This is a genomic window from Aeromonas sp. FDAARGOS 1417, assembly GCF_019046985.1.
GTDB classification, from domain to species: domain Bacteria; phylum Pseudomonadota; class Gammaproteobacteria; order Enterobacterales; family Aeromonadaceae; genus Aeromonas; species Aeromonas veronii.
Genome location: NZ_CP077221.1, coordinates 4,375,093 through 4,401,860 on the forward strand (window position 1 = coordinate 4,375,093; position 26,768 = coordinate 4,401,860).

Annotated in this window: 23 protein-coding genes; 5 read left to right on the plus strand and 18 right to left on the minus strand. The window is 61.1% G+C overall.

Features of this window, described 5'->3' with window-relative positions:
* Positions 1–35: 35 nt before the first annotated feature.
* The 3 genes from I6L47_RS20370 to I6L47_RS20380 all read right to left on the minus strand — a co-directional run bounded on the left by I6L47_RS20370 (position 36) and on the right by I6L47_RS20380 (position 5,543).
* Complete coding sequence (locus tag I6L47_RS20370; protein WP_216948217.1) at positions 36–3,788, minus strand: AAA family ATPase; 3,753 nt, start codon at positions 3,786–3,788, stop codon at positions 36–38.
* Positions 3,785–5,011 carry an exonuclease SbcCD subunit D C-terminal domain-containing protein gene (locus I6L47_RS20375; RefSeq protein WP_216948218.1) on the minus strand — a complete coding sequence of 409 codons (1,227 nt, stop codon included), beginning with the start codon at positions 5,009–5,011 and terminating at the stop codon, positions 3,785–3,787. Before I6L47_RS20375 ends, I6L47_RS20370 begins: the two co-directional genes overlap by 4 nt.
* A 103-nt stretch (positions 5,012–5,114) precedes the next feature.
* A complete protein-coding gene (locus I6L47_RS20380; RefSeq protein ID WP_005338252.1) occupies positions 5,115–5,543 on the minus strand; it encodes a GNAT family N-acetyltransferase in 429 nt (142 codons plus the stop codon).
* Positions 5,544–5,720: 177 nt separating this feature from the next.
* Here I6L47_RS20380 and rdgC point away from each other — a divergent pair, with 177 nt between their 5' ends.
* On the plus strand, positions 5,721–6,632 hold the full coding sequence (gene rdgC, locus I6L47_RS20385) for a recombination-associated protein RdgC (RefSeq protein ID WP_005347467.1): 912 nt from the start codon (positions 5,721–5,723) through the stop codon (positions 6,630–6,632).
* A gap of 177 nt (positions 6,633–6,809) precedes the next feature.
* Positions 6,810–8,591, plus strand: a complete 1,782-nt coding sequence (gene ggt / locus I6L47_RS20390) for a gamma-glutamyltransferase (RefSeq protein ID WP_216948219.1) — start codon at positions 6,810–6,812, stop codon at positions 8,589–8,591.
* Positions 8,592–8,735: 144 nt separating this feature from the next.
* On the opposite strand, the gene I6L47_RS20395 is transcribed toward ggt, so the two are convergent.
* The 7 genes from I6L47_RS20395 to I6L47_RS20425 all read right to left on the minus strand — a co-directional run bounded on the left by I6L47_RS20395 (position 8,736) and on the right by I6L47_RS20425 (position 17,579).
* On the minus strand, positions 8,736–9,206 hold the full coding sequence (locus tag I6L47_RS20395; protein ID WP_005338245.1) for an FKBP-type peptidyl-prolyl cis-trans isomerase: 471 nt from the start codon (positions 9,204–9,206) through the stop codon (positions 8,736–8,738).
* A 174-nt stretch (positions 9,207–9,380) separates the two neighbouring features.
* On the minus strand, positions 9,381–10,529 hold the full coding sequence (locus tag I6L47_RS20400; RefSeq protein ID WP_216948220.1) for a Na/Pi cotransporter family protein: 1,149 nt from the start codon (positions 10,527–10,529) through the stop codon (positions 9,381–9,383).
* Positions 10,530–10,835: 306 nt separating this feature from the next.
* A complete protein-coding gene (locus I6L47_RS20405) occupies positions 10,836–12,182 on the minus strand; it encodes an APC family permease (protein WP_021230506.1) in 1,347 nt (448 codons plus the stop codon).
* Positions 12,182–12,448 (minus strand): hypothetical protein, encoded by a 267-nt coding sequence (locus I6L47_RS20410; RefSeq protein WP_021230505.1) that lies wholly within the window; start codon positions 12,446–12,448, stop codon positions 12,182–12,184. The genes I6L47_RS20405 and I6L47_RS20410 overlap by 1 nt, the downstream gene beginning before the upstream one ends.
* A gap of 537 nt (positions 12,449–12,985) precedes the next feature.
* A complete protein-coding gene (locus I6L47_RS20415; protein ID WP_005359067.1) occupies positions 12,986–14,335 on the minus strand; it encodes an APC family permease in 1,350 nt (449 codons plus the stop codon).
* Between the two features lie 366 nt (positions 14,336–14,701).
* Positions 14,702–15,991, minus strand: a complete 1,290-nt coding sequence (gene gabT, locus I6L47_RS20420; protein WP_216948221.1) for a 4-aminobutyrate--2-oxoglutarate transaminase — start codon at positions 15,989–15,991, stop codon at positions 14,702–14,704.
* 124 nt (positions 15,992–16,115) lie between these two features.
* The gene (locus I6L47_RS20425; protein WP_216948222.1) at positions 16,116–17,579 is read right to left on the minus strand and encodes an NAD-dependent succinate-semialdehyde dehydrogenase; all 1,464 of its coding nucleotides are present in this window, start codon (positions 17,577–17,579) and stop codon (positions 16,116–16,118) included.
* Positions 17,580–17,995: 416 nt separating this feature from the next.
* Here I6L47_RS20425 and puuR point away from each other — a divergent pair, with 416 nt between their 5' ends.
* Positions 17,996–18,598, plus strand: a complete 603-nt coding sequence (gene puuR / locus I6L47_RS20430) for an HTH-type transcriptional regulator PuuR (protein ID WP_076494434.1) — start codon at positions 17,996–17,998, stop codon at positions 18,596–18,598.
* Positions 18,599–18,643: 45 nt separating this feature from the next.
* Positions 18,644–19,921 (plus strand): FAD-binding oxidoreductase, encoded by a 1,278-nt coding sequence (locus I6L47_RS20435; protein WP_124929916.1) that lies wholly within the window; start codon positions 18,644–18,646, stop codon positions 19,919–19,921.
* 128 nt (positions 19,922–20,049) lie between these two features.
* On the opposite strand, the gene I6L47_RS20440 is transcribed toward I6L47_RS20435, so the two are convergent.
* The 6 genes from I6L47_RS20440 to I6L47_RS20465 all read right to left on the minus strand — a co-directional run bounded on the left by I6L47_RS20440 (position 20,050) and on the right by I6L47_RS20465 (position 24,253).
* On the minus strand, positions 20,050–20,298 hold the full coding sequence (locus tag I6L47_RS20440) for a DUF3297 family protein (protein WP_005338226.1): 249 nt from the start codon (positions 20,296–20,298) through the stop codon (positions 20,050–20,052).
* 193 nt (positions 20,299–20,491) lie between these two features.
* On the minus strand, positions 20,492–20,917 hold the full coding sequence (locus I6L47_RS20445; protein ID WP_139741757.1) for a hypothetical protein: 426 nt from the start codon (positions 20,915–20,917) through the stop codon (positions 20,492–20,494).
* An 84-nt stretch (positions 20,918–21,001) separates the two neighbouring features.
* On the minus strand, positions 21,002–21,436 hold the full coding sequence (locus tag I6L47_RS20450; RefSeq protein ID WP_216948223.1) for an N-acetyltransferase: 435 nt from the start codon (positions 21,434–21,436) through the stop codon (positions 21,002–21,004).
* 85 nt (positions 21,437–21,521) lie between these two features.
* On the minus strand, positions 21,522–22,010 hold the full coding sequence (locus I6L47_RS20455) for a TIGR00645 family protein (RefSeq protein WP_040065876.1): 489 nt from the start codon (positions 22,008–22,010) through the stop codon (positions 21,522–21,524).
* Positions 22,011–22,193: 183 nt separating this feature from the next.
* Positions 22,194–23,579 carry an ATP-binding protein gene (locus I6L47_RS20460; protein WP_005338217.1) on the minus strand — a complete coding sequence of 462 codons (1,386 nt, stop codon included), beginning with the start codon at positions 23,577–23,579 and terminating at the stop codon, positions 22,194–22,196.
* A complete protein-coding gene (locus I6L47_RS20465; protein WP_040066247.1) occupies positions 23,579–24,253 on the minus strand; it encodes a response regulator transcription factor in 675 nt (224 codons plus the stop codon). The genes I6L47_RS20460 and I6L47_RS20465 overlap by 1 nt, the downstream gene beginning before the upstream one ends.
* 199 nt (positions 24,254–24,452) lie before the next feature.
* Here I6L47_RS20465 and I6L47_RS20470 point away from each other — a divergent pair, with 199 nt between their 5' ends.
* Positions 24,453–25,127 (plus strand): polymer-forming cytoskeletal protein, encoded by a 675-nt coding sequence (locus I6L47_RS20470; RefSeq protein WP_216948224.1) that lies wholly within the window; start codon positions 24,453–24,455, stop codon positions 25,125–25,127.
* An 87-nt stretch (positions 25,128–25,214) separates the two neighbouring features.
* Here the strand turns inward: I6L47_RS20470 and I6L47_RS20475 are convergent, their stop codons facing one another.
* Together I6L47_RS20475 and tsaA are read right to left on the minus strand one after the other, a co-directional pair.
* A complete protein-coding gene (locus I6L47_RS20475; protein WP_042052684.1) occupies positions 25,215–25,763 on the minus strand; it encodes a cytochrome b in 549 nt (182 codons plus the stop codon).
* Between the two features lie 287 nt (positions 25,764–26,050).
* Entirely contained in the window at positions 26,051–26,755 is a 705-nt protein-coding gene (tsaA, locus tag I6L47_RS20480) for a tRNA (N6-threonylcarbamoyladenosine(37)-N6)-methyltransferase TrmO (protein ID WP_216948225.1), read from the minus strand.
* Between the last annotated feature and the right edge of the window lie 13 nt (positions 26,756–26,768).

Here is a 26,768-nt window from a genome sequence, read left to right on the forward strand (position 1 = left end):
TTAGCCGATGGTACTGGTGATTGAGCTGATGCTACTCAGGGGACCACTACCCGGCTCTCGCCGCCGCCGAGGGCTTCGACCCTGATCTGCACGCCAATCCGCTCCACCAGCGTCTGGACGTGGGAGATGACCCCGATCTGGCGACCGGCGGCTTGGAGGGAGTCGAGGCTGGCGAGCGCCAGATCCAGACTGTCCGGATCGAGGGTGCCAAACCCTTCGTCAATAAACAGCGACTCGACCAGGGTCTGCCGTGACGAGAGGCTGGAGAGGGCCAGCGCCAGCGCCAGTGACACCAGAAAACTCTCGCCACCGGAGAGGGAGTCCACCGAGCGCACCTCGTCCCCCATGTCGAGATCCACCACTTGCAGCGCCAGATCGGTGCCGGGTACTCGCTCCAGCCGGTAGCGCGGCGACAGCTCGGCGAGCTGGGCGTTGGCCTCCAGCAGCAGACGCTCGAGGGTAAGGCTCTGGGCGAAGGTGCGGAACTTGGCGCCGTTAGCCTGCCCAATCAGATCGCACAGCTGCTGCCAGTGGTCGGCCACCGCCTGCTGGGCGGCCAGCTCCTGTTGCAGGCTGCCGGCCTTGAGAGCGGCGGCTTCGGCCTGTGCCAGCTTGCTCTTGCACTCGAACAGCTGCTCTTCAAGGGCACGACAACGGGCATCGAGAGCCGTCAGCTGCTCGCTCAGCTCTGCATCCGGCAGGGCAGCCAGCTCGGGGTGATGCTCGCGATAGCGATCCAGCTTGCTCTCCTCCAGTGCCAGCGCCCGTTGCCGCTCGGCAAGGCGGGTTCGCGCCTCACCAAGGGCATCTTCCAATCCTTGCAGGGCCGTGCGGCGAGCCTTGAGCTCATCGGGAGTGATGGCCAGCAGGCGGTGCAGGTCGTACTCGGCGATGCCGAGGGTACTGGCGTGGGCAGCCCAGCGCCCCAGCACCTCCCGCTTGCGGCGGCTGCTGGTCTGCTTTTCCCGCTCCACATGGGTGAGGCGGGTCTTGAGTTCGGTCTGCCGCTCCCGCAGAGCGCGGGCGCCGCTTTGCATCAGATCCAGTTCGCTGGCGAGTTGTTGCAGCCGCTGTTGCCAGCGGCTCTCGACCAGCGGGATCTCCTCACCACCGAGACAACCGCTGCGGCTGGTGAGCAGCCCCTGCCGCTGCTGCTCGTGCTCCTTGTAGTCCCGCTCGAGTTTGTGCAGCAGCTCGCGCTGGGTCTGCAGGCGCGCCTCCTGCGCACTTAGTGCCGGGGTTAGGCTGGCGATCTCGCTGGCCAGCCGCTCCCACTCGCTCTGGCCGTGCAGCCAGGCTTCGCAGGCTCGCTGCCACTCGTGCCACTGCTGGCTGCCGAGCCACTGGCGCCACGGTTGGCCGCCCATCTGCTCGTCGAGGCGGTGGGCGCCTTGCTCAAGGCGCTGGCGCAGGGTCGCCTCCTGCTCGCCCATCCCCTTCACTTCCCCTTCCAGCGCGATGCGCTGGCGATCGGCCTCCTGCCACTGCTGGTCAAACTGCTGGTGCTGGGCAGCCAGTTGGCTCAGTTGCTGACGCACCCCTTGCAGCTGTTGTTGACCAAGCTGGGCCTGACGCAGCTGCTGCTGGCTCTGGGCCAACCCCTGCTCCAGCGCCTGGCCACGGCCAAGCAGTGTGCTCATCAGCTCGTTCCACTCAATGGGGCTCTGGCGCAGCGGCAGCGGATGACCCAGCAGGGTATCGCCCCCCAGCTGTTGCCAGCGCTGGGTCAGCTGCTCGGCGCGGGCTTCCAGCTCCGGCAGATGTTGCTGACGCACCGCCAGCTGGCGGGCCAGCTCCTGACGCTCGCTCTCGCACTGAATGTACTGATGGTTGAGCCGCTCCCACTCCAGCTCCAGACTGCGGGCCCGTTCCGCCAGCTGACCCAGGATCCCCGCCACCTGGGGCTGGCTCTGGCTGTAGGGGTGCTCCCCGGAACCGCACAGCGGGCAAGGTTCGCCATCGCTCAGGATATGGCGATACTGCTCGAAGCTGGCGATGGCGCGGGACTGCTCCAGCGCGTGGCGCGCCTCATCCCGCTGCAGGGCGAGCCGCTCGCGGGCGGGGACCAGCTCTTCGCCAAGGGTGGCGAGCTTGCCCAGCGCCTGCTCCAGCTGGGCAATCTCCTGCTGCAAGCGGCCATGTTGTTCGCCGTGGTTGCGGCCATAATCGGCCAGCTCCAGCAGCTGGCGCAGCTGGCCCAGCTGTTCGGTTTGCTGCTGCCACTTCTCCTGCGCCTTGGCGAGGCGGCTCTCCCACTGCTGCTCCTGCAACTCGTTCTGTTGCTGTTGCAGCCGAGCTTGTTCATGTTGCCAGTAGTCGCGCTCCTGCTGGCCTTGCTCCAGCTGGCGCTGCAACTGTTGCAGGGCGCGCAGCTTGTGATCCCGCAGGGTGAGCAGTTGCTGCAGCTTGTCGGCATCCTCGGCCCAATCCTGCATGGCGGTGAGCAGGGGCTGCCACTGGCGGGCCACCGGTGCCAGCTCCTTGTGCTCTTCGAGCCAAAGGCCCCACTGCTGGTGCTGCTGCTTGAGCAGCTCCACCTGTCTGCTCTGCTCGCGCCAGCCCTGCTCCAGCGTGAGTTGCACTTCTCGCTCCTGTGCCCCCTCCTGCTGGATCTTCTGCAACTGCTGCACTTTTTCCCGGATGCGGGTGTCCAGCTCCTGCGCCCGCTTGAGTTCGGGTTGCAGGGAGCCCCATTCCCGCTCGGCGGCGATCTTCTCCGCCAGCAGCTGCTGTTCGGTCAGCGCGCTCTGCTGGGTCTGCTCCTCGAGTTTGGCCAGCTCTGGTACCAGCTCGGCGATCACTTTCTCCTGCTGCTGTACCTCAAGGGTGAGGCGGGCCAGCTCGTCGTGATCGGCGCGGGCCACCTGGGCCTGTTCGGCACGGGCAAATTCCTCGCGCTCGGGGGCCGCGGCGCCGTGGGCCTGCAGGGCGGCATCGAGCGCCGCCTGCCCCTCGGCGCAGCCCTGCAACTGGGCTGCGATGCGGCTGTTGAGGTCGCGCAAGTCCTGCATCAGCTGCTGCTGTTGCTGCTCGTGCTTGAGGGTGGTGGAGAGGCTCACCTGCTGGCTCACCCACTGTTCGCGGGTGGCTTCGTCCATCAACGCCACGTCGCCGAGGCGCTGGGCAATAGTGGCCAGCTTTTGCTGCTCTTCCCGCGCCCGTTCATAGGTCTGGATGGAGATGGCGGAGTAGAGTTCGGTGCCGGTCATCCGTTCGAGCAGAGCGGATCGCTCGTTGGCGTCCGATTTGAGGAAGGCGGCAAACTCCCCTTGCGGCAGGATCACCGCGCGGCGGAACTGCTCCCAGGAGAGACCCACCAGCTCGTCGATGCGATCCTGCAGCTCCCGTTTGCTGCCGGAGAAAACCTGCCCTGACTCCACATCGGTCAGGGTGCGCTCCTGCGCCTGAAAGCGCCCCTCCGAGCGGTTGCGTGCCCGGCGCACCGCCCAGCGGGCCAGCCAGATGCGGCCATCGCAGCCACGAAACTGCACCTCGGCAAAACCGCTGGCGTGGCCGCGGCTGAGGATGCCGCGCACGTCGTTGGCCTTGAGCTTCTCCTCGTCATCCATGCGGCCCACTTCGGCCACGTTCTTGCGATTGGCGATAAAGCGCGGCATCTCGTCGTATAAGGCCAGACAAATGGCGTCGAGCAATGTGCTCTTGCCCGCGCCGGTATTGCCGGTGATGGCAAACAGACCCGCAGCGCCGAGCGCCCCCCTGGTAAAGTCGATGGTGAAGGGGCCGGTCAGACTGGCCAGATTCTCACCTGACAGAGACAAGATTTTCATTGGTTTGACTCCTTCACCTGCTCCAGGATCTTTTCAAACGAGGCAACCAGCCCAGCCTCGGGCTCCCCTTCAAACTGGCGCTGATAGCAGAGGCGAAACACCTCGGTGGGGGAGAGTTCATCGAGCCTGCGCCGCTCGCGACCATCGGCCAGCCCTTCGCCGGAGCCTTGATATTGGGTGCTGATGCGGGCCAGCCGCACCGGTTTGTCTGCGATGGCGGCGAGAATCCGCTCGCGGATTCGGGCCTCGGGCTTGGGCAGCAGCAGCCGCACTTCGAGGAAGGGTTGTGCCTCTTGTGGACAATCAGGCAGTTCGAGCGATGCGATGGCGTTCAGCGCGTCGTCGAGGGTACTCTGGGGCAGGCGGATCATCTCCACCGCGCGGGGCACCGGGATCCGCTCCAATCCGGTCAGTTTGCCTTCTGCAAACGTCACCTCCAGCACCTGATGGTTGTAGTTGGCTTCGGCAAGCGAAAGCGGCAGCGGCGAGCCGCTGTAGTGCACCCCCTCGGCCGGGCTCTGGGCCAGATGGAGGTGGCCGAGCGCCGTGTAATCAGCCGCGGCGAAGAGATCAGCAGGCAGGGCGTGCTGGTTGCCGCCAAGCACCCGCCGCTCCGACAGCTCTGAGAGCTGGCCCGCCGCCAGATAGGCGTGGCCCATGGCGATCAGTGGCAGCGCCTCCCCGCAGCGAGCGCGCCCTTCTGCCAGCACCTCGGCGTAGACCTGTCGAACCCCTTCAATCAGCCTGTCTTGTCCTTCTTCCAACGACTCTACCCGCAGATCGCTGCTGCGCAGGAACGGCACGGCGGCGCACCAGGCGGCAATCTTGCCCTCCCGGTCTTGCAGCGGCACCAGCAGACGGTTGGTGTCGAGTTTGCCATCGCCATCGCGGCTGATGCTGCCCACCAGATGCAGGTCAAAGGCCCGCAGCAGCTCGTGGGGGGCATCGAGCTTGGAGGGGGAGTCGTGGTTGCCGCCGATCAGCACCATGTTGAGGCGGGGCATCTCGGCGCGCAGTCTGGCCAGAAAGCGGTAGAGCTGTTGCCAGGCGCTGGCGGGGGGATTGGCGGTATCAAACAGATCGCCCGCCACCAGCAGGGCGTCGATCTCGCGCGCCTTGAGGGTGTCGCTCAGCCAGTCGAGAAAGGCATCGTGTTCAAAACGGCGGTCATGACCATGGAGTTGATGGCCAAGGTGCCAATCGGCGGTATGGAGGATTTTCATTGGAAAGCAGCCCGGTTGCAGGGACGGTGCCTGTGGCACCCGATGGAGACAAGATGAGGATGCCCCGTGCTTTTTTCAAGTAAAACAGGGGGCTGGCATCGATTCAGGCAGGTTCGCAGCACATCCGGTATTGGGGGTGGCCGGTAAGGGGATCGGACTCCTCGGCCTCAATGACGAAGCCGTGGCGGCGGTAGAAGCGCACCGCCTGATCATTCTCGACAAAGACCCGGGCGTGGAGCGACGCCCCCTGACGCTTGGCCTCCTGCAGCAGGGCGTGGCCGACGCCGCGGCCCTGACGGTCGGGGCGCACGAAGAGGGCGGCGAGATAGTTGTCCACCAGCGCCATGAAACCGAGCAGATCGCCGCGTTCCTCGAACACCCAGATGGCGGCGCGATCGAGATAGCGGGTACGTAGATCCTCCTGGGCCTGCCACCAGCAGGAGGCATCGACGAAATCGTGGGCCTGCAGGGAGGCCAGCAACCAGATTTCGACGATCTCTTCCATGTCTTCCGGGCGACTAGGCCGCAACATACCTTCATCCTTATTAACAATTTACTTTCGCAGTCTAGGAGAACTTGATGAACAAACTGGTGACATAAATGAGACCCTGTGAGGTCGATCGCCCTTTATTTAGCGAGAATGATTGGCTGATCACAAAGCGCCTCTCTAGTACAATGCCCGCCGGACAATCTAGAGACCGAGGACGCCATGTGGTTTAAAAACCTGCAGATTTATCGCTTTACCCGCCCCTTTGACCTGACCGTGGATCAGCTGGAAACCCAGCTGGAAGCCTGTGCCTTCACCCCTTGCGGCAGTCAGGACATCTCCCGTTTCGGGTGGGTCAAGCCCCTTGGCAAATTCGGCTCAACCCTGACTCACTCTGCCTCCGGCCACATCCTCATCTGCGCCCGCAAAGAGGAGAAGATGCTGCCCGGTACCGTGGTCAAGGAGATGCTGGCCGAGAAGGTAGAAGCGATCGAGTTCGAACAGGGACGCGCCCTCAAGAAGAAAGAGAAGGAGGCGCTGAAAGAGGAGATCCTCCACACCCTGCTGCCCCGTGCCTTTAGTCGTACCAGCCAGACCTTCGCCTGGATCAATCCGGCCGACAATTTGATGGTGGTGGACGCAGGTTCTGCCAAGAAGGCGGATGATCTGCTGGCACTGTTGCGCAAATCCATCGGCTCCCTGCCGGTGGTGCCGGTGGCCCTCAAGAACCCGCCGGAGATCACCATGACCGAGTGGTTGAACGAGGGCAACCTGCCTGCCTCCTTCACGCTGGAAGATGAAGCCGAGCTGCGCAGTGCCATGGAGCACGGCGGCATCATCCGCTGCAAGCAGCAGGATCTGATGACGGATGAAATCAAGAACCACCTGGCCAACGACAAGCTGGTGACCAAGCTGGCCCTCAACTGGGGCGAGACCGTCAGCTTCGTGCTGGGGGATGATCTCTCCATCAAGCGTCTGAAATTCAGCGAAGAGCTGCGCGAGCAGAACGACGACGTCACCAGCGAAGATCCGGCCGCCCGTCTGGATGCAGACTTCGCGCTGGTCACCGCCGAGCTGTCCCAGTTTATCCCGGCGCTGTTTGCCGCCCTGGGTGGCGAAGAGCAGTCCATCTAAGCGAACTGGCTCTACCTGATTGAAAAAAACCGCCTTCGGGCGGTTTTTTTATGTCTGTTACGTATAGCCATTATTGATAGATGAGTAAGATATTGATCTTGTTCAATAACTTGAGCTATCAGCGCCAATCGTGACATAGTCCTTCTTTATGGTCATAAAACAGACAAGGAGAGTGTCATGTTGCGCAAACCTCTGGGGCTGGCTGTCGCCCTTGCCCTGCTGGCCGGTTGTGCCAGTGACAACGGCTTTCACTACACCCCGCCAGCCCAGACCCTGATTGCGCCGGAGGCGGCCAGTGGCTGGACCGACAAACAGGGCTGGCAGGGCCATGACTTCATGGTGGCGGCCGCCAACCCGCTGGCGGTGGATGCTGGCTACCAGATCATCAAGGCCGGTGGCAGTGCCGTCGATGCCGCCATTGCGGTGCAGCTGGTGCTGACGCTGGTGGAGCCGCAATCCTCCGGGATCGGTGGCGGGACGCTGCTGCTGGTGTGGGATGGCCGCAAGGTGAGTGCAGTGGATGGCCGCGAGACGGCGCCGGCTGCCGCCACCGACCAGCTGTTTATGCAAGATGGCAAGCCGCTGGCGTTTTATGACGGGGTGGTCGGGGGCCGCTCGGTCGGCGTTCCCGGCACCTTGCGCGCCCTGGCGCTGGCCCATCAGCGTTATGGCAAGCTGCCCTGGGCTGCGCTGTTCGAGCCCGCCATCACGCTGGCAGAGCAAGGATTTGTGATAAGTCCACGGCTGGCCACATTGCTGGCCAAGGATCCCTATCTGGTACGGGATCCGCAGGCGCGTGCCTACTTCTATCAGGCGGATGGCAGCCCCAAAACGGCAGGCACCCGGCTGACCAACCCGGCGCTGGCCAGGGTGCTGCGCACTCTGGCCACAGAGGGGGCGGATGCCTTCTATCGGGGGCCGCTGGCGGATGCCATGGTGGCCAAGGTACGCCAACATCCCACCAATCCCGGGGTACTGGCGGCCACCGATCTGGCCAGCTATCAGGCCAAAGTGCGTGATGGCCTCTGCTTTGACTATCGCCAGAGCAAGATCTGCGGCTTTCCCACTCCCTCGTCCGGCACCTTGGCGCTCGGCCAGATCTTCGGCATGCTGGAGAGCCGCGATATGGCGGCCCTCAAGCCGATCACCACGAAGGAGGGGGGACTGGCTGCCTCCAGCGAGGCTATCCACCTCTACAGCGAAGCGGCGCGTCTGGCCTTCGCCGATCGCAACCAGTACGTCGCCGACAGCGATTTTGTCAGCGTGCCAGTGAAGGGGCTGCTGGACAAGGGCTATCTGGCCGAGCGCGGCAAGCTTGTCGGTCAGCACTCCATGGGGATTGCCAAGCCCGGCACGCCGCCACTGGCGCTGGCACGCGGCAAGGATGCGACTCCGGAACTCCCCTCCACCAGCCATGTCTCGATCGTCGACAAGGCGGGGATGGCCATCTCCATGACCAGCTCTATCGAGGATGGTTTCGGGTCGCGTCAGATGGTCAACGGCTACCTGCTCAACAACCAGCTCACCGATTTCTCCTTCACCTCGGTGGATGCCGCCGGTCTGCCGGTGGCAAACCGGGTGGAGCCGGGCAAGCGGCCCCGATCCTCCATGTCACCCCTGCTGGTGTTTGACAAGCCAAGCGGCGAGCTGACCATGACGCTGGGCTCTCCGGGGGGCTCCGCCATCATCAACTACGTGGGCAAGACCCTGCTCGGCACCCAGGATTGGGGCCTGAACCTGCAACAGGCTATCAACCTGCCCAACTTTGGCAGCCGCAACGGCCCCACCGAGCTGGAAGCGGGACGCACCCCCATGTCGGTAGTCGAGGGATTGAAGGCGAGGGGACACGAGGTGGTATTGAACGAGCAGACCTCCGGCCTGCAGGGGGTTGAGCGCAACGCTGGTGGCTGGTTTGGCGCAGCGGATCCGCGCCGGGAAGGGATCGCCAAGGGGGAGTGAGGTTCCCATAGCAACAAGGCCAGCATGATGCTGGCCTTGTTGTTGATGGAGCGTGACGGAGCGCTTACTGGATACCCAGCAGCTCCACGTCGAAGATCAGGACTGGCGCTCAGTGGGATATTGCCACTGGAGCGTCCTGCGCGGTTACTGGATACCCAACAGTTCCACGTCGAAGATCAGGACGGATCCCGGCGGGATTTTGCCTGCGGCACGGTCGCCGTAGGCGAGGTTGGCGGGGATGTAGAAACGGGTCTTCTCACCTTCCACCATCAGCTGTACCCCTTCGGTCCAGCCAGCGATCACCTGATTGAGGCCAAATTCGATGGGCTCGCCACGGGCGACCGAGCTGTCAAAGACGGTGCCGTCCAGCAGCTTGCCCTCGTAGTGCACCTTCACCTTGCTGGTGGCGGTGGGGTGAACGGTGCCTGTGCCCGGGGTCAGCACTTCGTACTGCAGGCCGGAGGCGGTGGTGGTCACCAGCGGTTTGTCCTTGTTGCTGGCGAGGAACTCGGCGCCAATCCGCACGTTGTCGGCCGCCAGCTTCTTGTTGTTGCTGCTGGAGTAGAAGTAGTAGGCCACACCGGCGATGAGCAGCGCGATCAGTATGAATTTCATCGGTTTTTCCTGTTCCATGAAATGTAAAAAGTGCAATGAGGGCGCCATCTTATCGCGCACAGCCCCTGATGGCGAGCCACAGGGCGGGAGGATGTGAGAGGGCAGGCAAAGCTCGGAGACGCAGACGCAAAAAGGGGCGAGTCGGTGACTCGCCCCTTGTCATGGCGGCGGTGCTTACTTGGCGGCCACCATCATCAGGGCGGGCAGGGCGAAGAAGAGACCCGTCACATAACCCAGAGCCAGCAGCTTGTTCTCGCTGCCGACCCGGGCCAGCCCCTCGGCGGCGCGTACCGGCAGGTCACGCAGGAAGGGGATGCCATAGATGATGACCACGGCAAAGAGGTTGAACAGCACGTGGACCAGCGCGATGGTCAGAGCCAGCTGGGCACCGGCTCCGCTGATGGCGGTGGCAGCCAGCAGGGCGGTAATGGTGGTACCGATATTGGCCCCCAGAGTGAAGGGGTAGAGCTGACGGGTGCTGAACACGCCGCCGCCGGCCAGCGGGATCATCAGGCTGGTGGTGGTGGAGGAGGACTGCACCATGATGGTCACCAGCGCACCGGAGGTGATGCCGGTCAGCGGGCCACGGCCCAGTGCCTTGTGCAGCACCTCTTTAGCACGGCCAACCAGTACCTGTTGCAGCACTTTGCCCAGATACGTGACGCAAGCGAGGATCAGCAGGATACCGATGATGATGGTGGCGATGGCGGCACCTTTGCCCGGCAGGAAGGCAACCGTGCTGTCAATCAGCTGCTGGGCCGGTGCGGTCAGCGGCTTCATGAAATCCATGCCCTTCATCGACATGTTGGCGGAGCCTACCAGCAGGTTGGCCAGCCACTCGGCGCTGTGTTGCAGCAGACCGAACATCAGCTCCAGCGGCAGGAAGATGAACACCGCCAGCAGGTTGAAAAAGTCGTGCACGGTGGCGGCGGCGAAGGCGCGGCGGAACTCGGCGCGATCCCGCACATGGCCCATGGAGACGATGGTGTTGGTGATGGTGGTGCCGAGGTTGGCACCCATGACCATGGGGATGGCCATGCTGATGGGCAGGCCGCCAGCCACCAGACCGACGATCACCGAGGTGACGGTGCTGGAGGATTGCACCAGCGCGGTAGCGAGAATACCCAGCAGCAGGGCGACAAAGGGGTTGTTGGCAAAGGCGAAGAGCTGGGCTGCGCCCTCGGCGCCGCCGGAGAAATCTTTGAAGCCGTGGGAGATGGCGCCCACGGCAACCAGGATCAGGTAGACCAGTACGATGACACTCATCCAGTTGAACAGGGCGCGGGTCGCGGGCGGCTGTGACAAGGAGTGATGGTGTTGCATAAAGCCTCTTGAGACGGTCGTTCCGTCTTGGGTTGTTGATGACCCGCGCATTTAATCAGTGGTTAATGACAGAAATATGACAAGGTGACACTTTTATGATGGTTTTATGACTTGCTTTGGTGGTTTGCTCGCTAATAGATGATGGGGATGGCGAGAAATATGGCTGGTGACGCCATCCGCCCTGTCTGTTCCTTGCCGACCAAGCAAGTGCGGGAGAGTGGCAATAGTCGAGCCCCATATTCAGCCCGTCAAATAGCAAAAGGGGAGCCATAGCTCCCCTTCTGTCTATCCATTATCCGCAAAGGATCAGGCGTCAGCCGCCTCTTCGTACTGACGGAACGGGATGCGGAACACCGCCAGACGCAGGAACAGATAGGTTGCGCCGAGGCCAGCCCAGATCAGGCCCAGCTCCAGCGAGCTCTGCTCCAGGTTGATCCACAGAGCACCGATGGTGGCGGCGCCGAGCAGCGGCATCAACAGGTAGATGACGTGATCCTTGAGGGTCTTGTTGCGCTTCTCGCGCACCCAGAACTGACCGATCACCGACAGGTTGACGAAGCTGAACGCCACCAGTGCGCCGAAGTTGACCAGCGCCAGTGCGGTATCCAGATCAAACGACACGGCGGAGAGGGCCAGACCGCCCACCATCAGCACGTTGATGGCCGGAGTGCGGTATTTCGGGTGGATGTAGCCAAACACCCGCTCCGGGATCATGCGGTCACGACCCATCACGTAGAGGATGCGCGACACACCGGCGTGAGCCGCCATGCCGGAGGCCAGTACCGCGACCGTGGTGCAGACCAGAACCACGGACTGGAAGAAGGTGCCGCCAACGTAGAGGGCGATCTCCGGCAGTACCGCGTCCGGATGCTGGAAGCGGGCGAGGCTCGGGAAGTAGAGCTGCAGGCAGTAAGAGACCACCACGAAGATGATGCCGCCGATAAGGGCCGTCAGCACGATCGCCTTGGGGATCACCTTGCCAGCGTTCGGAGTCTCTTCGGAGAGGGAGCTCAGACCGTCAAAGCCCAGGAACGAGAAGCAGAGGATGGTCGCACCGGTAAAGAGCGGTACCAGCTGTGCTGACTCGAAGTGGAACGGACGGCTGCTCATCAGGGTGCCAGCCCCTTCGCCGTGGTAGATCCCCCACGCCATCAGGCCGATAAAGAGGGTGATGATGGCCAGCTGGATCACCACGATGAGGCCATTGAAGTTGGCCACCAGATTGATGCCGCGCAGGTTCAGGAAGGTCATCACGGTCACCAGACCGAAGATGAACACCCAGGGCTCGACGCCCGGGAACATGGCGGTCAGGTAGATCTTGGCCAGCAGAATGTTGATCATCGGCATGAACATGTAGTCGAGCAGGGAGGACCAGCCGACCATGAAACCGACGTAGGGGTTAAACACCTTCTGGGCATAGGTATAGGCAGAGCCCGCAGAGGGGAACTTGCGTACCAGATGTCCGTAGCTGAAAGCGGTGAGCAGGATGCCACCCAGAGCCAGCAGATAGGCGGTGGCGACCCGGCCATCGGTGATGTCACCGACGATGGCGAAGGTGTCGAAGACAGCCATGGGGGTCAGATAGGCCAGACCCATCACAATCACTTGTGTCAGGGTAAGGGTCTTGAGCAGCTTGGCGTTTTGCGATGCCATTACGCTTTCTCCTCAATCAGTGCCGCAGCACGTGCTTGCAACGAGCGCAGGGATACGATGGATTCGCAAGCCTGTACATCAAGGGCGCCGGGGAGGCGCATACCGGGCTGTACCGGCAGGAAAGCATTAAAACGCCCCATTGTTATCCTCTCAACGTCGGGAGATTGTTTGGCAATCTCGAATATCACTTCCGGAAACGTTCCGGCCTCTTGTGGTGGGTTTGTACTGCACTTCAAAAATACAAAAACCGATGTCGCAGTGAACATCGGTCCTTTATTGGCGGCGTATTGTGCATTCGGTCAGCCCCCTTGACAAGCAAAAAAGGGCGGATTAACGCATTTTTTTGCATACGTACGGGGCAGGTAAGTGGTCACTCGCCCCCTGCAGCCGTCCCCGAGCCGCTCCCCCTTTTTCGGGGGGGAACAGAACCCTGTCATGGCGTATGAAAAATCGGCAAATCGGGGCTGCAGGGTGCATAGCGCCTCAACATTGATCCTGATCATATTTGCCGGCGTTCCCCCGGGCTCGAGTCCAGCGAGCTTATCGGCTGGCGGGGGATGGGAGGGGGTGAAGTGGAAAAAGAGTGGCTGCATATCCATTCACATTAATGACTGAGGATAGGGGGCGACGCGGCTCGGGCCATGGCCCGGCGAGCGGTCCGGCTGGGTAGTTATTTGAAATCAGTCACACTTCCTGCAGAAACCGCATTTCTGGCAACCCGTGCTGCTGGCCACCAGAACACCGCAAAAACAACAAGGAGCCCGCAGGCTCCTTGTTCGCTATCGAGGGGAGGGGGCCAGCGGTTACTGGGCGATCTCCACCTTGTCGGCAGTATGCAGCGGGATGCGGAACACGGTGAGGCGCAGGAACAGGTAGATGGCCCCCAGCGCCGCCCAGATCAGACCCAGCTCGAAGGAGGAGGGCTCGAGGTTGAGCCACAGTACTCCGATGCAGGCGGCGCCACAGAGCGGCAGCAGCAGGTACATCAGGTGATCCTTGAGACACTTGTTGCGGCCCAGCTTCACATAGAAGTGGGCAATCACCGCCAGGTTGACGAAGGTGAAGGCCACCAGGGCGCCGAAGTTGATCAGCGCCAGCGCCATCTCCAGATCCAGCGACACCGCAGAGAGGGCCAGCAGGCCGACCAGCAGCACGTTGAACGCCGGCGTCTGCCACTTCGGATGGATGTAGCCGAAGAAGCGGGCGGGCAGGGCGCGATCACGACCCATCACGTAGAGCAGGCGCGATACACCGGCGTGGGAAGCGAGCCCCGAGGCCAGCACCGCCACAGTAGTGCAGACCAGCACCACCGCCTGGAACAGCTTGCCGCCGACATAGAGGGCGATCTCCGGCAGTACCGCATCCGGATGCTGGAAGCGGGAGATGTCCGGGAAGTAGAGCTGCAGGAAGTAGGAGGTGGTGACAAACAGCACACCGCCAATCAGCGCCGTCAACACGATGGCGCGGGGGATCACCCGATCCGCGTCCGGGGTCTCTTCCGACAGGGTACTGATGGCGTCAAAGCCGAGGAATGACAGACAGAGGATGGAGGCCCCCATCAGCAGCGGTGACACCTGGATCTGCTCGGAGAAGAAGGGACGGCTGCTGGCCACGGTCCCCAACCCTTCACCGTTGTGAACGCCCCAGGCGATCAGGCCGATGAAGATGGCGATGATGCTGAACTGCATCACCACGATCAGGCTGTTGAAGTTGGCCACCAGCTTGATGCCGCGCAGGTTGAGGGCGGTCATCACCGCCGCCAGACCGAAGATATAGGTCCAGGGCTCCACGTTCGGGAAGAGGGCTTCCAGATAGATCTTGGCCAGCAGCATGTTGATCATCGGCATGAACATGTAGTCGAGCAGGGAGGTCCAGCCCACCATAAAGCCGACATAGGGGTGAAACACCTTCTGGGCATAGGTATAGGCGGAGCCGGCTGACGGGAACTTGCGCACCAGATGGCCGTAGCTCAGGGCGGTGAACAGCATGCCGATGAGGGCAAACAGGTAGGCGGTCGGTACATGGCCTTCGGTGATTTCGGTAACGATGCCGAAGGTGTCGAACACCGCCATGGGGGTGAGGTACGCCAGTCCCATAACCACGACCTGCCACAGTTTGAGGGTCTTTTTCAGACCAACCTGCTGGGCCGCCATTATGCATGTTCCTCATGCAGTGCCAGAGTGGCACGGTCCATCAACGAAACCGGGAGAGAGGCCCGGGAATCAAGGGCGCCAGGGCGGCGCACACCGGCCATGACCGGTTGGAAAGCATTGAGATGCCCCATGTTGTTCCTCACTAGACTTGGTGTCGGGAGACTGCTGCCAATCTCGCTATCTTTTCCGGGGGTGATCCGGCCTCGTTTATGGGTGTGTTCACTGTCTAAAAAAGAACCGATGCCATTGTTTTACATCGGTTCTTTCAGTGGCGGCGCATTGTGCATTTGCAGGGCCCCCTTGACAAGAAAAAAAGGGGGCAAAATTGCATTTATTTGCACAGGTAAGTGGTCACTTTCCTGCTGGTCAGGCCAGCACGGCCTCCAGTGATTTTTCAAGGAGTTGCAACCCCTCGTCAATCACTGCCGCAGGGGCTGTCAGGGGGGCGAGAAAACGGATGACATTTGCGCGCACCCCGCATGAGAGCAGGACCAGACCCCGTTTGCCCGCCTCGGCCACCAGACGTTTGGTGAGGTCGGGATCGGGCTGGCTGGCATCACGGCGTTTCACCAGCTCCATGGCCACCATGGCACCGGGGCCGCGAATTTGACCTATGCAGTCAAAACGCTCGGCTATGCGTTCCAGCCCCGCCTTGATCTGCCCCCCCTGATCCAGCGCTTTCTGGTTGAGTTTTTCCTCGTCGATCACCTGCAAGACCGCCAGCGCGGCGGCGCAGGCGATGGGGGAACCGGCATAGGTACCACCCAGGCCCCCCGGCTTGGCCGAGTTCATGATCTCCGCCTTGCCCACGACCGCCGAGAGAGGGAAGCCCCCCGCCAGACTCTTGGCCAACGTCATTATGTCCGGCTCGATGCCGGCATACTCGGTGGCGAAGGTCTTGCCGGTGCGGCAAAAACCACTCTGGATCTCGTCGCAGATCAGCAGAATGCCGTGCTGGTCGCAGACGCTGCGCAGCTTCTGCATAAAGCTCGCGGAGGCAGGATAGAAGCCCCCTTCTCCCTGTACCGGCTCGATGATGATGGCGGCCACGCCACTCGGTTCGATGTCGGCGCTGAAGCAGAGATCGAGGGCGTGCAGGGCATCCTCTTCACTTACCCCGAGATAATCGGCGGGGAAGGGGATGTGGTAGACCTCACCCGGGAAGGGGCCAAAGCCGGTCTTGTAGGGGACCACCTTGCCGGTGAGCGCCATCCCCATCATGGTGCGGCCGTGAAAGCCCCCCTTGAAGGCGATGGTACCGCTGCGACCGGTATGGGAGCGGGCGATCTTGATGGCGTTCTCGACTGCCTCGGCACCGGTGGAGAGAAACAGGGTGCGTTTCGGGGTCGGGCCGGGCACCAGGGCGTTGAGCTTTTCGGCAAGCTCGATATAGCCCGGGTAAGGGGTGACCTGAAAGCAGGTGTGGCTGAATTTTTCCAGCTGCTCGCGCACCGCCGCCACCACCTTCGGGTGGTTGTGGCCGGTGTTGAGCACGGCGATGCCGGAGGCAAAGTCGATGTAGCGGTTGCCCTCCACATCCCACAACTCGGCATTTTGCGCTCGGTTGATAAAGACCGGCAGCAGGGTGCCAACGCCGTTGACCACGGCCGCTTCTCGGCGCGCTTGCCACGCTTTGTTTGATTCTGACTGACTCATCTTTCCTCCCTGAGGGGCCGCAGCCCCCGATATTCCCTGAAAATGTGGCAGGCGTTTTGGCGCCCATCACCGCCGAACAGCCCATCGGGCCAGTTCGGCGGCGCCTTGTCTCTCTGTTGCTGCCCTAGCGAATGGCGCCAAAGCAGAGGTATTTGGTCTCCAGATACTCCTCCAGCCCCTCGGCGGCCCCTTCCCGGCCCAACCCCGACTCCTTGATCCCGCCAAAGGGGGCCAGCTCGGTTGAGATGATCCCCTCGTTGATGCCGACCATGCCGTACTCCAGCTGCTCGGCGACGCGCCACACCCGGGCGATATCGCGGCCATAGAAGTAGGCGGCCAGGCCATAAGGGGTGTCGTTGGCAATGGCGATGGCCTCGGCTTCGCTCTCGAAGCACACCAGCGGTGCCACCGGTCCGAAGATCTCCTCCTGCAGGATGGGGTTGGTTTTATCCACCTTGCCCAAAATGGTGGGGCGGTAGAAGAGGGGGCCAGCGGGGTGAGCTTCGCCCCCCAGCAGCACTTCGGCACCGGCGGCGACCGATTGCTGCACCAGCTCGGCCACCTTGCTGGCGGCAGCCGGGTTGATGAGCGGGCCGATCTGGGTGCCTTCCGCCATGCCATCTCCCACCTTGAAGGTGGCAACGGCGGCAGTCAGCTTCTCGGCGAAGGCGTCATAGACGCTGGCCTGTACCAGAATCCGGTTGGCGCAAACGCAGGTCTGCCCGGCGTTGCGGTATTTGGAGGCGAGCGCCCCGGCAACGGCGGCGTCGAGATCGGCGTCGTCAAAGACGATAAAGGGAGCATTGCCGCCCAGCTCCAGCGACAGCTTCTTCATGGTGTCGGCGCACTGGCGCATCAGCAGCTTGCCTATGCGGGTAGAGCCGGTGAAGGAGAGCTTGCGCACCACCGGATTGCTGCACAGCTCGTTGCCCACCGCGCTCGGCTGGTGGCTGGTGACGATATTGATGACACCGGCGGGGATGCCCGCCTGCTCGGCAAGCAGCGCCAGCGCCAGCGCGCAGAGCGGCGTTTCTGCGGCGGGCTTGATGACGATGGTGCAACCGGCGGCCAGCGCCGGGCCTGCTTTGCGGGTGATCATGGCAATGGGGAAGTTCCACGGGGTGATGGCGGCGACGACCCCGACCGGCTGCTTGATGGTGGCCAACCGGCGATCGCCGCTAAAGCCCGGGATGGTGCGGCCATAGGCGCGCTTGCCCTCTTCGGCGAACCACTGGATAAAGCTGGCGCCATAGGCCACTTCCCCCTTGGCTTCCGCCAGCGGCTTGCCCTGCTCGCAGGTCATGATGCGGGCCAGTTCATCGCTGTGGGCGGTGATGGCGGCAAACCAGGCGTAGAGCTTGTTGCTGCGCTCCTTGGCGGTCAGCGCAGCCCAGGCGGGTTGCGCCGCGTGGGCGGCCGCGATGGCGCGGCGGGTATCCTCGGCATCCATGTCGGGCACCTGGGTAATGACGGCACCGCTGGCGGGGTTGGTGACCTCGAAGGTGCGGCCGCTGGCGGCCTCGCACCACTGTCCATCTATATAGGCGCGGGATGTGATCAAGCTGGAGTGGGATGTTGTTCCTGACATGAGAAGCCTCGAGTGTGGGTCAGAGCAGCTGGTTGCCGGAGTGAGCCGGCCCTTCCTGCGCCGCTGCCGTATAAAATAATAAGCACAGGAAGACCATAATTTGAGCTGAAATGTTTTTCAAGTGTTAAATATATTTGAATTGCTGGGGGGCGCCATGCTAGAAAATGGGCTGTGTAGCGCGCTTTCTCCGGTTCGCTTGCAGGCTGCAAGTGGGCAGACGACCGGGAGATGGTAAATCAGGTGTGCAAAATAATGAACGGTTGTGCTGTGTAACATAGTGAACGGCAAGGGAAAGCTGGTTGGCTATTTTAACCAGCAGGGTAAGCAGGCAGCGCCTGATCCGATGCGATCACGCGCAAGCAGGAGAGTCTGATGATGCAAGGATGCAGAGATAGCGCAGCAAGAGGAGGCTTGCGGTGAGTGGGCCACAGAGCCGGGAGGGCGTGGCTCGACCGTTGAGTGTGGCTGACGCCGGGGCGCGCACCATGGGGGAACGGTTGGCGGCGGTGCGCCATCAGCTGGGGCTCTCCCAGCGGCGGGCGGCCGAGCTGAGCGGTCTGACCCACGGTGCCATCTGCATGATCGAGCAGGACAAGGTGAGCCCCTCGGTCGCCTCCCTGCAAAAGCTGCTCACCATCTACGGCCTGCCGCTGTCGCGCTTCTTCGCCGAGGAGGAGAGCCGCACTCCGGAGGTGGTGATCAAGGCGGATCAGCTGATCGAGCTGGGCAGTCAGGGGGTCTCCCTCAAGCTGGTGCACAACGGCAACAACCGCCGCCAGCTCGGCTTTATGCTGGAGACCTATCCCCCCGGCACCGACACCGGCGGTCAGGTTACCCATCAGGGGGAGGAGGTCGGCACCGTGCTGGAGGGGTCGGTGATCCTGACGGTGGCGGGCCAGAGTTATCAGCTGGAGGCGGGCGACAGCTATGTGATCGACACCGGCGAGCCCCACAGCTTCAGCAATCCGTCGGGGGAGACCTGTCGCATCGTCAGCGCCCACACCCCGGCTAGCTTTTAATCCTGACAGTAGTTTGGCAACCGAACCGGTAAGGAAACAGGGATCATGACCGAACATGTAAACAGTTACTACGCAGCCAGCGCCAATAAACACGCGCCCTATCCGACACTGACCGAGCAGCTGGAGTGCGATGTCTGCGTCATCGGGGCGGGTTATACCGGCCTCTCCAGCGCGTTGCATCTGGTAGAGAAGGGCTACAAGGTGGTGGTGCTGGAGGCCGCACGAGTCGGCTTTGGCGCCAGCGGCCGCAACGGTGGCCAGATCGTCAACTCCTACAGCCGCGACATCGACACCATAGAAGCGAACTGCCCGCCGGATCAGGCCAGGCTGCTCGGTTCCATGTTGTTTGAGGGGGGACAGATCATCCGCGAGCGGATCAAGCGCTACAACATCCAGTGCGATCTGCAGGAGGGGGGCGTCTTTGCCGCCGAGACCGAGAAGCAGCTGCACGAGCTCAAATCCCAATACGCCCGCTGGCAGAAGTGGGGCAACGACCAGCTGGAGCTGCTCGATGCCAAAGGCGTGCGCGAGGTGGTCGCGAGCGATCGCTATGTCGGCGCCCTGCTCGACAAGAGCGGCGGCCATATTCACCCCCTCAATCTGGCGTTGGGGGAGGCGGAAGCGATCCGTATGCAGGGGGGGCAGATCTTCGAACAATCCGCCGTCACCAGTATCACCCCGGGGCAGCCAGCCTTGGTCAAGACCGCCAAGGGGGCGGTGAAGGCGCGCTTTGTGGTGGTGGCGGGCAACGCCTACCTCGGTAATCTGGTGCCGGAACTGGCCAGCAAGAGCATGCCCTGTGGTACCCAAGTGATCGCCACCGAAGTGCTGGGGGAGGAGCGGGCCCGGTCACTCTTGCCGCAAAACTACTGTCTGGAGGATTGCAACTACCTGCTCGACTACTACCGCACCTCCGGCGATCACCGGCTGCTCTATGGCGGTGGCGTGGTCTATGGCGCGCGGGATCCGGCGGATATCGAGCGGCTGATCATCCCCAAGATGCTGAAAACCTTCCCGCAATTGGCCGACGTCAAAGTGGAGTACACCTGGACCGGCAACTTCCTGCTCACCCTGTCGCGGCTGCCGCAGTTTGGTCGCATCGGCCCCAACATCTACTACATGCAGGGTTACAGCGGCCACGGCGTCACCTGCACCCATCTGGCGGGCAAGCTGCTCTCCGAGGTGCTGAGCGGTCAGGCCGAGCGCTTCGATGCCTTTGCCAAACTGCCGCACTACCCCTTCCCGGGTGGCCGCCTGTTCCGCATCCCCTTCACCGCCGCGGGCGCCGCCTGGTACACCCTGCGCGACCGCTTGGGGGTATAAAGGGCTGCCCAGAGAGAAATGTGGGCAGGTGGCTGCCGCTTAGATAACGCTGACGCCAGCACCAATACCGGAAACAACAAGGCCACCGCGAGGGTGGCCTTGTTGTTTATCAAGCAGCAGCGCGCTGATTAGCTGTAGAAGGCTTCAACGGTGCCCTTGAGCTTGATCAGGATGGGCTGACCACGGCGATCCAGCGCCTTGGGGGAGGGGATCTTCACCCAACCTTCGCTGATGCAGTACTCCTCGACATCGGTGCGCTCTTTGCCGTTCAGGCGAATACCGATCGGGTGCTCGAAGCAGGCGGCCACATAGTGAGGGCTGCGGGGATTGCAGGAGAGGTGATCCGGCAGAGCCGGTTTGGTGCTGGTATCGCTCATCGATATAACCCGAAATGAATAAAAAGTGGGTCATTGTAGAGAATGCCGCCATGGCATTCAAGGCGGCCACAAAACAGGCAGGTTTTATCTGCCATTATTTTGGGGATTCTATTCTGCCAGGTTGTTCTAAACGACATTTCATCGGTAAACAAGAGAATACAATGAGGGATAGATGTTAGAATGCATGAGTAGACTAATTTTTATCGCTAGACGTATCTTCCTGTGACCTTCTGACATAAGGACCAAGACAGGCTTCATACTTCTCTTCCAAACACATTAAGAGTTCATTGCCTGATGCAGAAAATTTAAGATAAAAAACGTAATCGTTAAGGTCTGGCATAGGCATATCTAAACAGTCATGCCCACCATTATCTTTTAAAATATGCTCTTCCATCTTATAAAACCCAGCAGATGATGGCTTTTCATAAACAATATATTTTGATTCTAGCTGCTGATCAGCCGCATGACTAAATAGAACACCACCATTTCGAAAATCACGAACTTCAAAACAGTTTGAATCAGGCATTTTAAATTCCCATACGCCAATTATTTTATGTTGATTGGCATAGCTGTTAGCGCTGAAAGCCATTGATGCTAGAAAAAACATTTTATTTATCATGTTACTTTCCTTGAGGCGTAAATATGTTAATGAAACTGGTTAATTAAATTAAAGCAGTGGGCGAAGGCGCATCTTTTGATGATGTTATTTGTGAGTCTTCTGCCAATGCATCACCAGCTCGGGGTGGCCGCTATGCTCGCACAACTGCTGCTCACCCTCTTTGAAACCGTTGCGGGAATAGAAGCGCCGCGCCTGCTCATTTTCGGCGTAGACCGTCAACTTGAGTCGATCATATTGGGCTTTGAGGTGTTCGAGCAGTTGGCGACCCAGCCCGTGTGATTGGTGATCAGGGGAAATAAACAGCGCGGCAACAGACCCCTGATACCAGGAGATAAAGCCCAGTAGCTGTCCATCCTCCTCATAGACCCAGCTCTTGCTGGCGGGCAGATAGATGTCCCGCATCGCTGCCCGTTGCGCATGCCAAAAGGTGGCGGGAATAAAGTCGTGGGCTTGCACCGATGCCTGATACCAGAGCTCGACGGCGGCATCCAGATCGGTGGCAGATAATGGGCGGATCATATTGGCCTCGACTGTGAAGAGTGGTCGCACGATATGCCCGCTCCATGTCGTGTTATCGGGCATATCGTTTATCGCAGGCTGATTCCTATTTGCGGGTCAGCTTGTCGAGGTAGCCCATGGCGAAGGCCGAGAGGACAAAGGTGATGTGGATCAGCAGGTACCACTTGATCTTGTCGTTGGGGAGATTTTCGGCATTCATAAACACCTTGAGCAGGTGAATAGAGGAGATGGCGACAATGGAGGCGGCGACCTTGTTTTTCAGGGAGCCGGCATCGAGCTTGCCGAGCCACACCAGTTTGTCGCTCTCATCCCCGACATCGAGGCGCGAGACGAAGTTCTCATAGCCGGAAAACATCACCATCACGATAAGTCCCCCCACCAGCGTGATATCGATCAGCGACAGTGTGACCAGCACCAGATCCACCTCTTTCATCTCCAGTATGTTGGGCAGGATATGGAGGATCTCCTGAAAGAATTTCACTCCCAGTGCCAGCAGTATGAGGCTGAGCCCAAGATAAATGGGGGCCATGATCCAGCGGGATGCGTACATCAATCTTTCAAACATGTTTTCCATAGTGCGATTACAGGTCCATCAAATGGTTAACAAACGAGTCGGCCATAGCTTAACCGAGATGCCTCACATCTCAAGCATCTCGATAGCATATTGCTGAATTGGGTGGTGTCAGGCAGGAGTTTTTAACCCTGGGTAGGGCAGTGCAGCGGGTGGCAGAGGGCCCGTGGTCGGGCCTATCCGGTGTCAGGGAAGATCCAAGGTAAAGCGGGCGCCGCCGAGGGGGGATTCATCGACCCGGATCTGGCCGCCATAGCTGTGGACGATTTCGGTCACCACCGCCAGACCTATGCCCTGACCGGGTGAACTGTCTGCCCGCACGCCGCGCTGGAAGATCTGCTCCGATTTGGCCGGGTCGATACCCGGGCCATCATCTTCCACTTCGATACGCAGCCGCTCGAGATGGCGACGCACCGTCACCTTCACTTCGCTGATGGCAAACTTGCAGGCATTGTCGAGCAGGTTACCCATCAGCTCCATCAGGTCGCCCTGCTCGCCGTGGAAGAGGGCGTCATCGTCGAACTTGAAGTGGGTTTGCAGCTTCTTGTGGCGATAGACCTTGGTCAGGCTGGCCAGCAGTTTTTCAATCAGCGGCACCGGCTCGGTGCCCTTGCTGGCAAGGCGCTGGCGGCCGGTCACGGCCCGTCGGAGCTGATACTGGATCATCTGATCCATGGTGAGGATCTGCTCGTTGATGTTGTCGTGGATCTCCCGCCCCAGCTTCACTTCGCGGGTGGTGATCTGGATCAGCGCCAGCCGGGTTTTCAGGCTGTGGGCGAGATCGTTGAGTGCGTGCTGGTAGCGCTGGGTCTGCTGCCGTTCGTTCTCCAGCAACTGGTTGATGGAGTCGGTCAGCGGGGCCAGCTCCCGCTCAAAATCGCTCGAGAGGTCATCGCGCTTGCCGGCCCGGATATCGTCGATCTGACGGGCGATGGTGCGCAGGGAGCTGAGGCTCCAGAAGGTGGTGAGCAGCAGCAGCCCGGCCAGCAGCATATAGGCGAGCAGTGCCTGTTTGGCGGTCTGGTAGAGGTAGGTGCGGGACTCTTCGTGGTAGCGTTTGGCCGAGTCGATCATCACCACGTAGTAGGCGGTGGTGCCGCTGCCGGGATTGCGGATAAACCGCAGGCTGTAGACGAAGTAGCTCTCGCCGTTCTTGATGGTGTGCTTCTTGAAGAAGTAGTCGAGATCCATCCCCCCCAGATACTTCATCAGATCGCCGCAGATGGTCTGTTTGGCCTTGATCACCTCCGGCATATGGAGGCTCGACCAGACCAGATCGCCATCGGCGCGGCAGATCAGGGTATCGAGGTTGCGATCCCCCGCACCACGGGATATCCGCCCCAGCTCGACGTTCGATCCCTTGTCATCCGGTTCGGTGGAGGAAAACAACTTGGCCAGGTTCTCCTGCATCCGGGCGCTAGCCTTCTGGGTCTGCTCCTCGACGTGGCCAAGATAGAGGGCGTAGACGGCAAACCCCATGATCAGCGCGATGACCAGCAGCGAGCTGAGCAGCAGTTTGATGTGCAGTGAGCTGCGGATCATCTTGATGGGGCGCGGCAGATGAAACTGCATCAGTTACAGGAGAGGTTGAAGATGTAACCCTGACGCCGGATGGTGGAGATGGGTTGAATCGTCCCTTCCGGATCCAGCTTCTTGCGCAGGCGGCTCACCATCACCTCGATGGTGTTGGGGTCCCCTTCTCCGTCGCCGTAGAGCTGGTCGAGCAGTTGCTGCTTGGAGACTACCTGACGGGCGTTGCGCATCAGGTACTCCAGAATGAGGTATTCAAAGCTGGTGAGCACCGCCACTTCACCGGCGATGGTCAGCTCCTTGCGGGAGAGATCCAGCTCGTAATCACCGGCTTTCACCTTGGGCGAGATAAAACCGGCGCTGCGGCGCACCAGCGCATTGAGTCGGGCCAGCAGCTCATCTTTCTGGAACGGTTTGACCAGATAGTCATCAGCACCTGCTTCCAGTCCTTCGACCTTGTCCTGCCAGTTGCCACGGGCGGTCAGCACAATGATGGGGAAGGGGATCTGCCGTTCACGCAGTTGCCGGATCAGTTGCAGGCCGTCCATATCGGGCAGACCGAGGTCGATGATGGCCACATCAATGGGATAGTCGGCGGCGTAGTGCAGTGCAATCCCGGCCTGGTCGGTGCTGTAGACCTGATTGTCGGCTTCGGTCAGCAGAGAGGAGAGGTGGTGATTGAGCAGCTTGTCGTCTTCGACCAACAGAATTTTCATGATGTGAGCGGTCATAGGGATCCAGGCTGTCAATTAGAAAGTGTATGTCGCTTCGAGTCAATTCGAATCCTAATGCATCCCGGCTGTATCGGGACTGAATCAGCGGGACTTCAGAGTTCGCGCCAACTGGTCGTTTAACCATGGTCCGGGTTGTCGATGGCCTGCTGGTCGGCAGCCATGCTGCGAAAGGTTTGATGTGATGAGAGAGATGGCCGGGAGGCTGCTGGCGCGACTGCAACAGCGTGAGCGCAGCGACCTCCTCTATATTGTCTGGCTCTGCTGGGGGGCAGCCTTGCTGCTCTATGTGCTGGGGTCGCCCTGTTTTCTGTGGCCAGTGGCGCCGATGCCGCTGGTTCTGCTTGTGTGGTTGGTGGAGAGAGTACGGATGTTTGGAAGAAACAAAGGTGGTGCGGCTACTGCGTCAGCCACCGTGATTGCAGCCGGTGCCCGCTTCAAGGGCGAGTTGCAGGTGGAGGGGGATCTGGAGGTGCGCGGTCAGGTCAATGGCACCATCCAGCTCAGCGGTGGTGTGCTGCGCATCATGCAGGGCGGTAGCGTTGAGGGGGAGGTGAGTGCGCCTCACGTGATCATCAATGGTCTGCTGGAGGGGACGTGCACCTCCGCCGAGGTGGAGATCCTGGAGAGCGGCAAGATGCAGGGGATCTTCAAGGGGGGCAGTCTCTCCATCTGCAAGGGCGGCAACTTTGTTGGCCAGTCCCAGCCCACCGTGGCCGGCAAGGCCGATCCTGTGTTGCAAGCCTTGTCTGAAAACAGTTCGTCCGGGAGCAAGCAGCCGGAGAGCAAGAACAATGTGAAAAAGCTGCCGCACGAGCCGAAAGGCAAGTCGACCGAGGAGCTGGCCAAGCAGGCGTGATGCCGTTTGCCAGCGGTGCAGATGACCGTTGTTCAGGAAAACAGAGAGGGGGCCACGATGGCCCCCTCTGCGTTTCTCTGTCACCCGTTAGCTGCGGCGCGGCGGCAGCATATTGGTGAGGGTGTTGTCTTTGAGAATATGGTGGTGATAGAGGGCGGCCAGCGTGTGCAGGCCGATCAGGGCGTAACCGATATTGCCCAGCGTCTCGTGCACCTCCTTGATCAGCCCCTTGAGATCCGGACTGGGGGAAAGCAGGGCAGGCAGCTCAAGCCCGAAGAAGGGGATGGGCTTGCCCGCGGCGCTCAGCAGCAGCCAGCCAAACAGCGGGGTGAGAATAAGAAAACCGTAGAGGGCGAGGTGGGCCAGTTTTGCCAGTTTGTGCATGATCGGGGAGAGCTCGGGCACGATACGGGGCGTCGGGCTCATCCAGCGCAGGGCCAGTCTGACAAACACCAGGGCGAAGATAAGCAGCCCCAGCATAAAGTGCCACTCCTTCATCAGATCCCGGCCAGGGTCCCCTTTGGGGAAGATATCGCGAAATTCGATCAGGGCGTAGACGGCGATCATGGCCCACAGGGTCAGCCAGTGCAGCCCGATATTCAGGGTGCCATAACGTTGTTCACTGTTCATCAGCATAAGTTTATTCCTTCGAAGTGCTGTCACATCCGTGTGGCATCCCCGCACTCAAACGTGTCGGGACGCGGCCTGCTCCTTTGGCGGCAACAGGCTGGCTGCCATGCTTGCCATCAACCGGCAGCCTGCGGCTGGCCTCAGTCAGAGAGGAGATGCCCTCTGCTGTCTGCATGGTATCACTGGCAACCGGGTGGATAGTCTGATCAATGCCACACAATTTACAGGCTCATTAAGCCCCTTGTGACGTGAAGAAGGCGTGAAATAGCATCAGTGATGTCGGCCCGCCAGGTTCAGGCGGGCTCGATGGTCAGCACCACGCAATCCGGCTCGCTGATGCGAAAACGGACGTTGCAGTCAAACAGCCGCACCCCGTACTCCTTCTCATCGGGCTTGCCCTTCTTGTAGGCGGGGCGGGGATCTTGTGCCAGCACTTCGTTTACCAGCTGGCGCAGCTCGGGGTGGGCCTTGAGCCAGGGTTGTAACTGCTGCTCGGCCTCGGCACTGAAGCTCACCGCCAGCGGCGGGGTGGGCGCGTCGGGGGCAAAGCCACCACGGGCATCAGGCAGGCTGTCGGCATAGGGAATATAAGGCTTGATATCGACGATGGGGGTGCCATCGAGCAGATCCACCGCCCCCAGCTCCAGCCACAGCTTGCCCCGTTCGCGACCAACCCCGTGCAGCTCGACCACCGAGAGCCCAAGCGGATTGGGGCGGAAGGTGGAGCGAGTGGCAAAGACGCCGACCCGCTCGTTGCCGCCAAGGCGCGGCGGGCGCACCGTCGGGTGCCAGCCCTGCGCCATGGTCTGATGAAAGACGAAGCTGAGCCACAGATGGGAGAACTGCTCGATGCCGCGCAGCACATCCGGCTGATCGTAAGGGGGGAGCAACTCGAGGCGGGCGCGGGCCGATTTGACCAGACCGGGCTGGCGGGGGATGGCGAACTTCTCCTTGTAGGGAGAGCGGATGATCCCGAGGGTGTCGATTTCGAACTTCATGGCGGATCCTGAC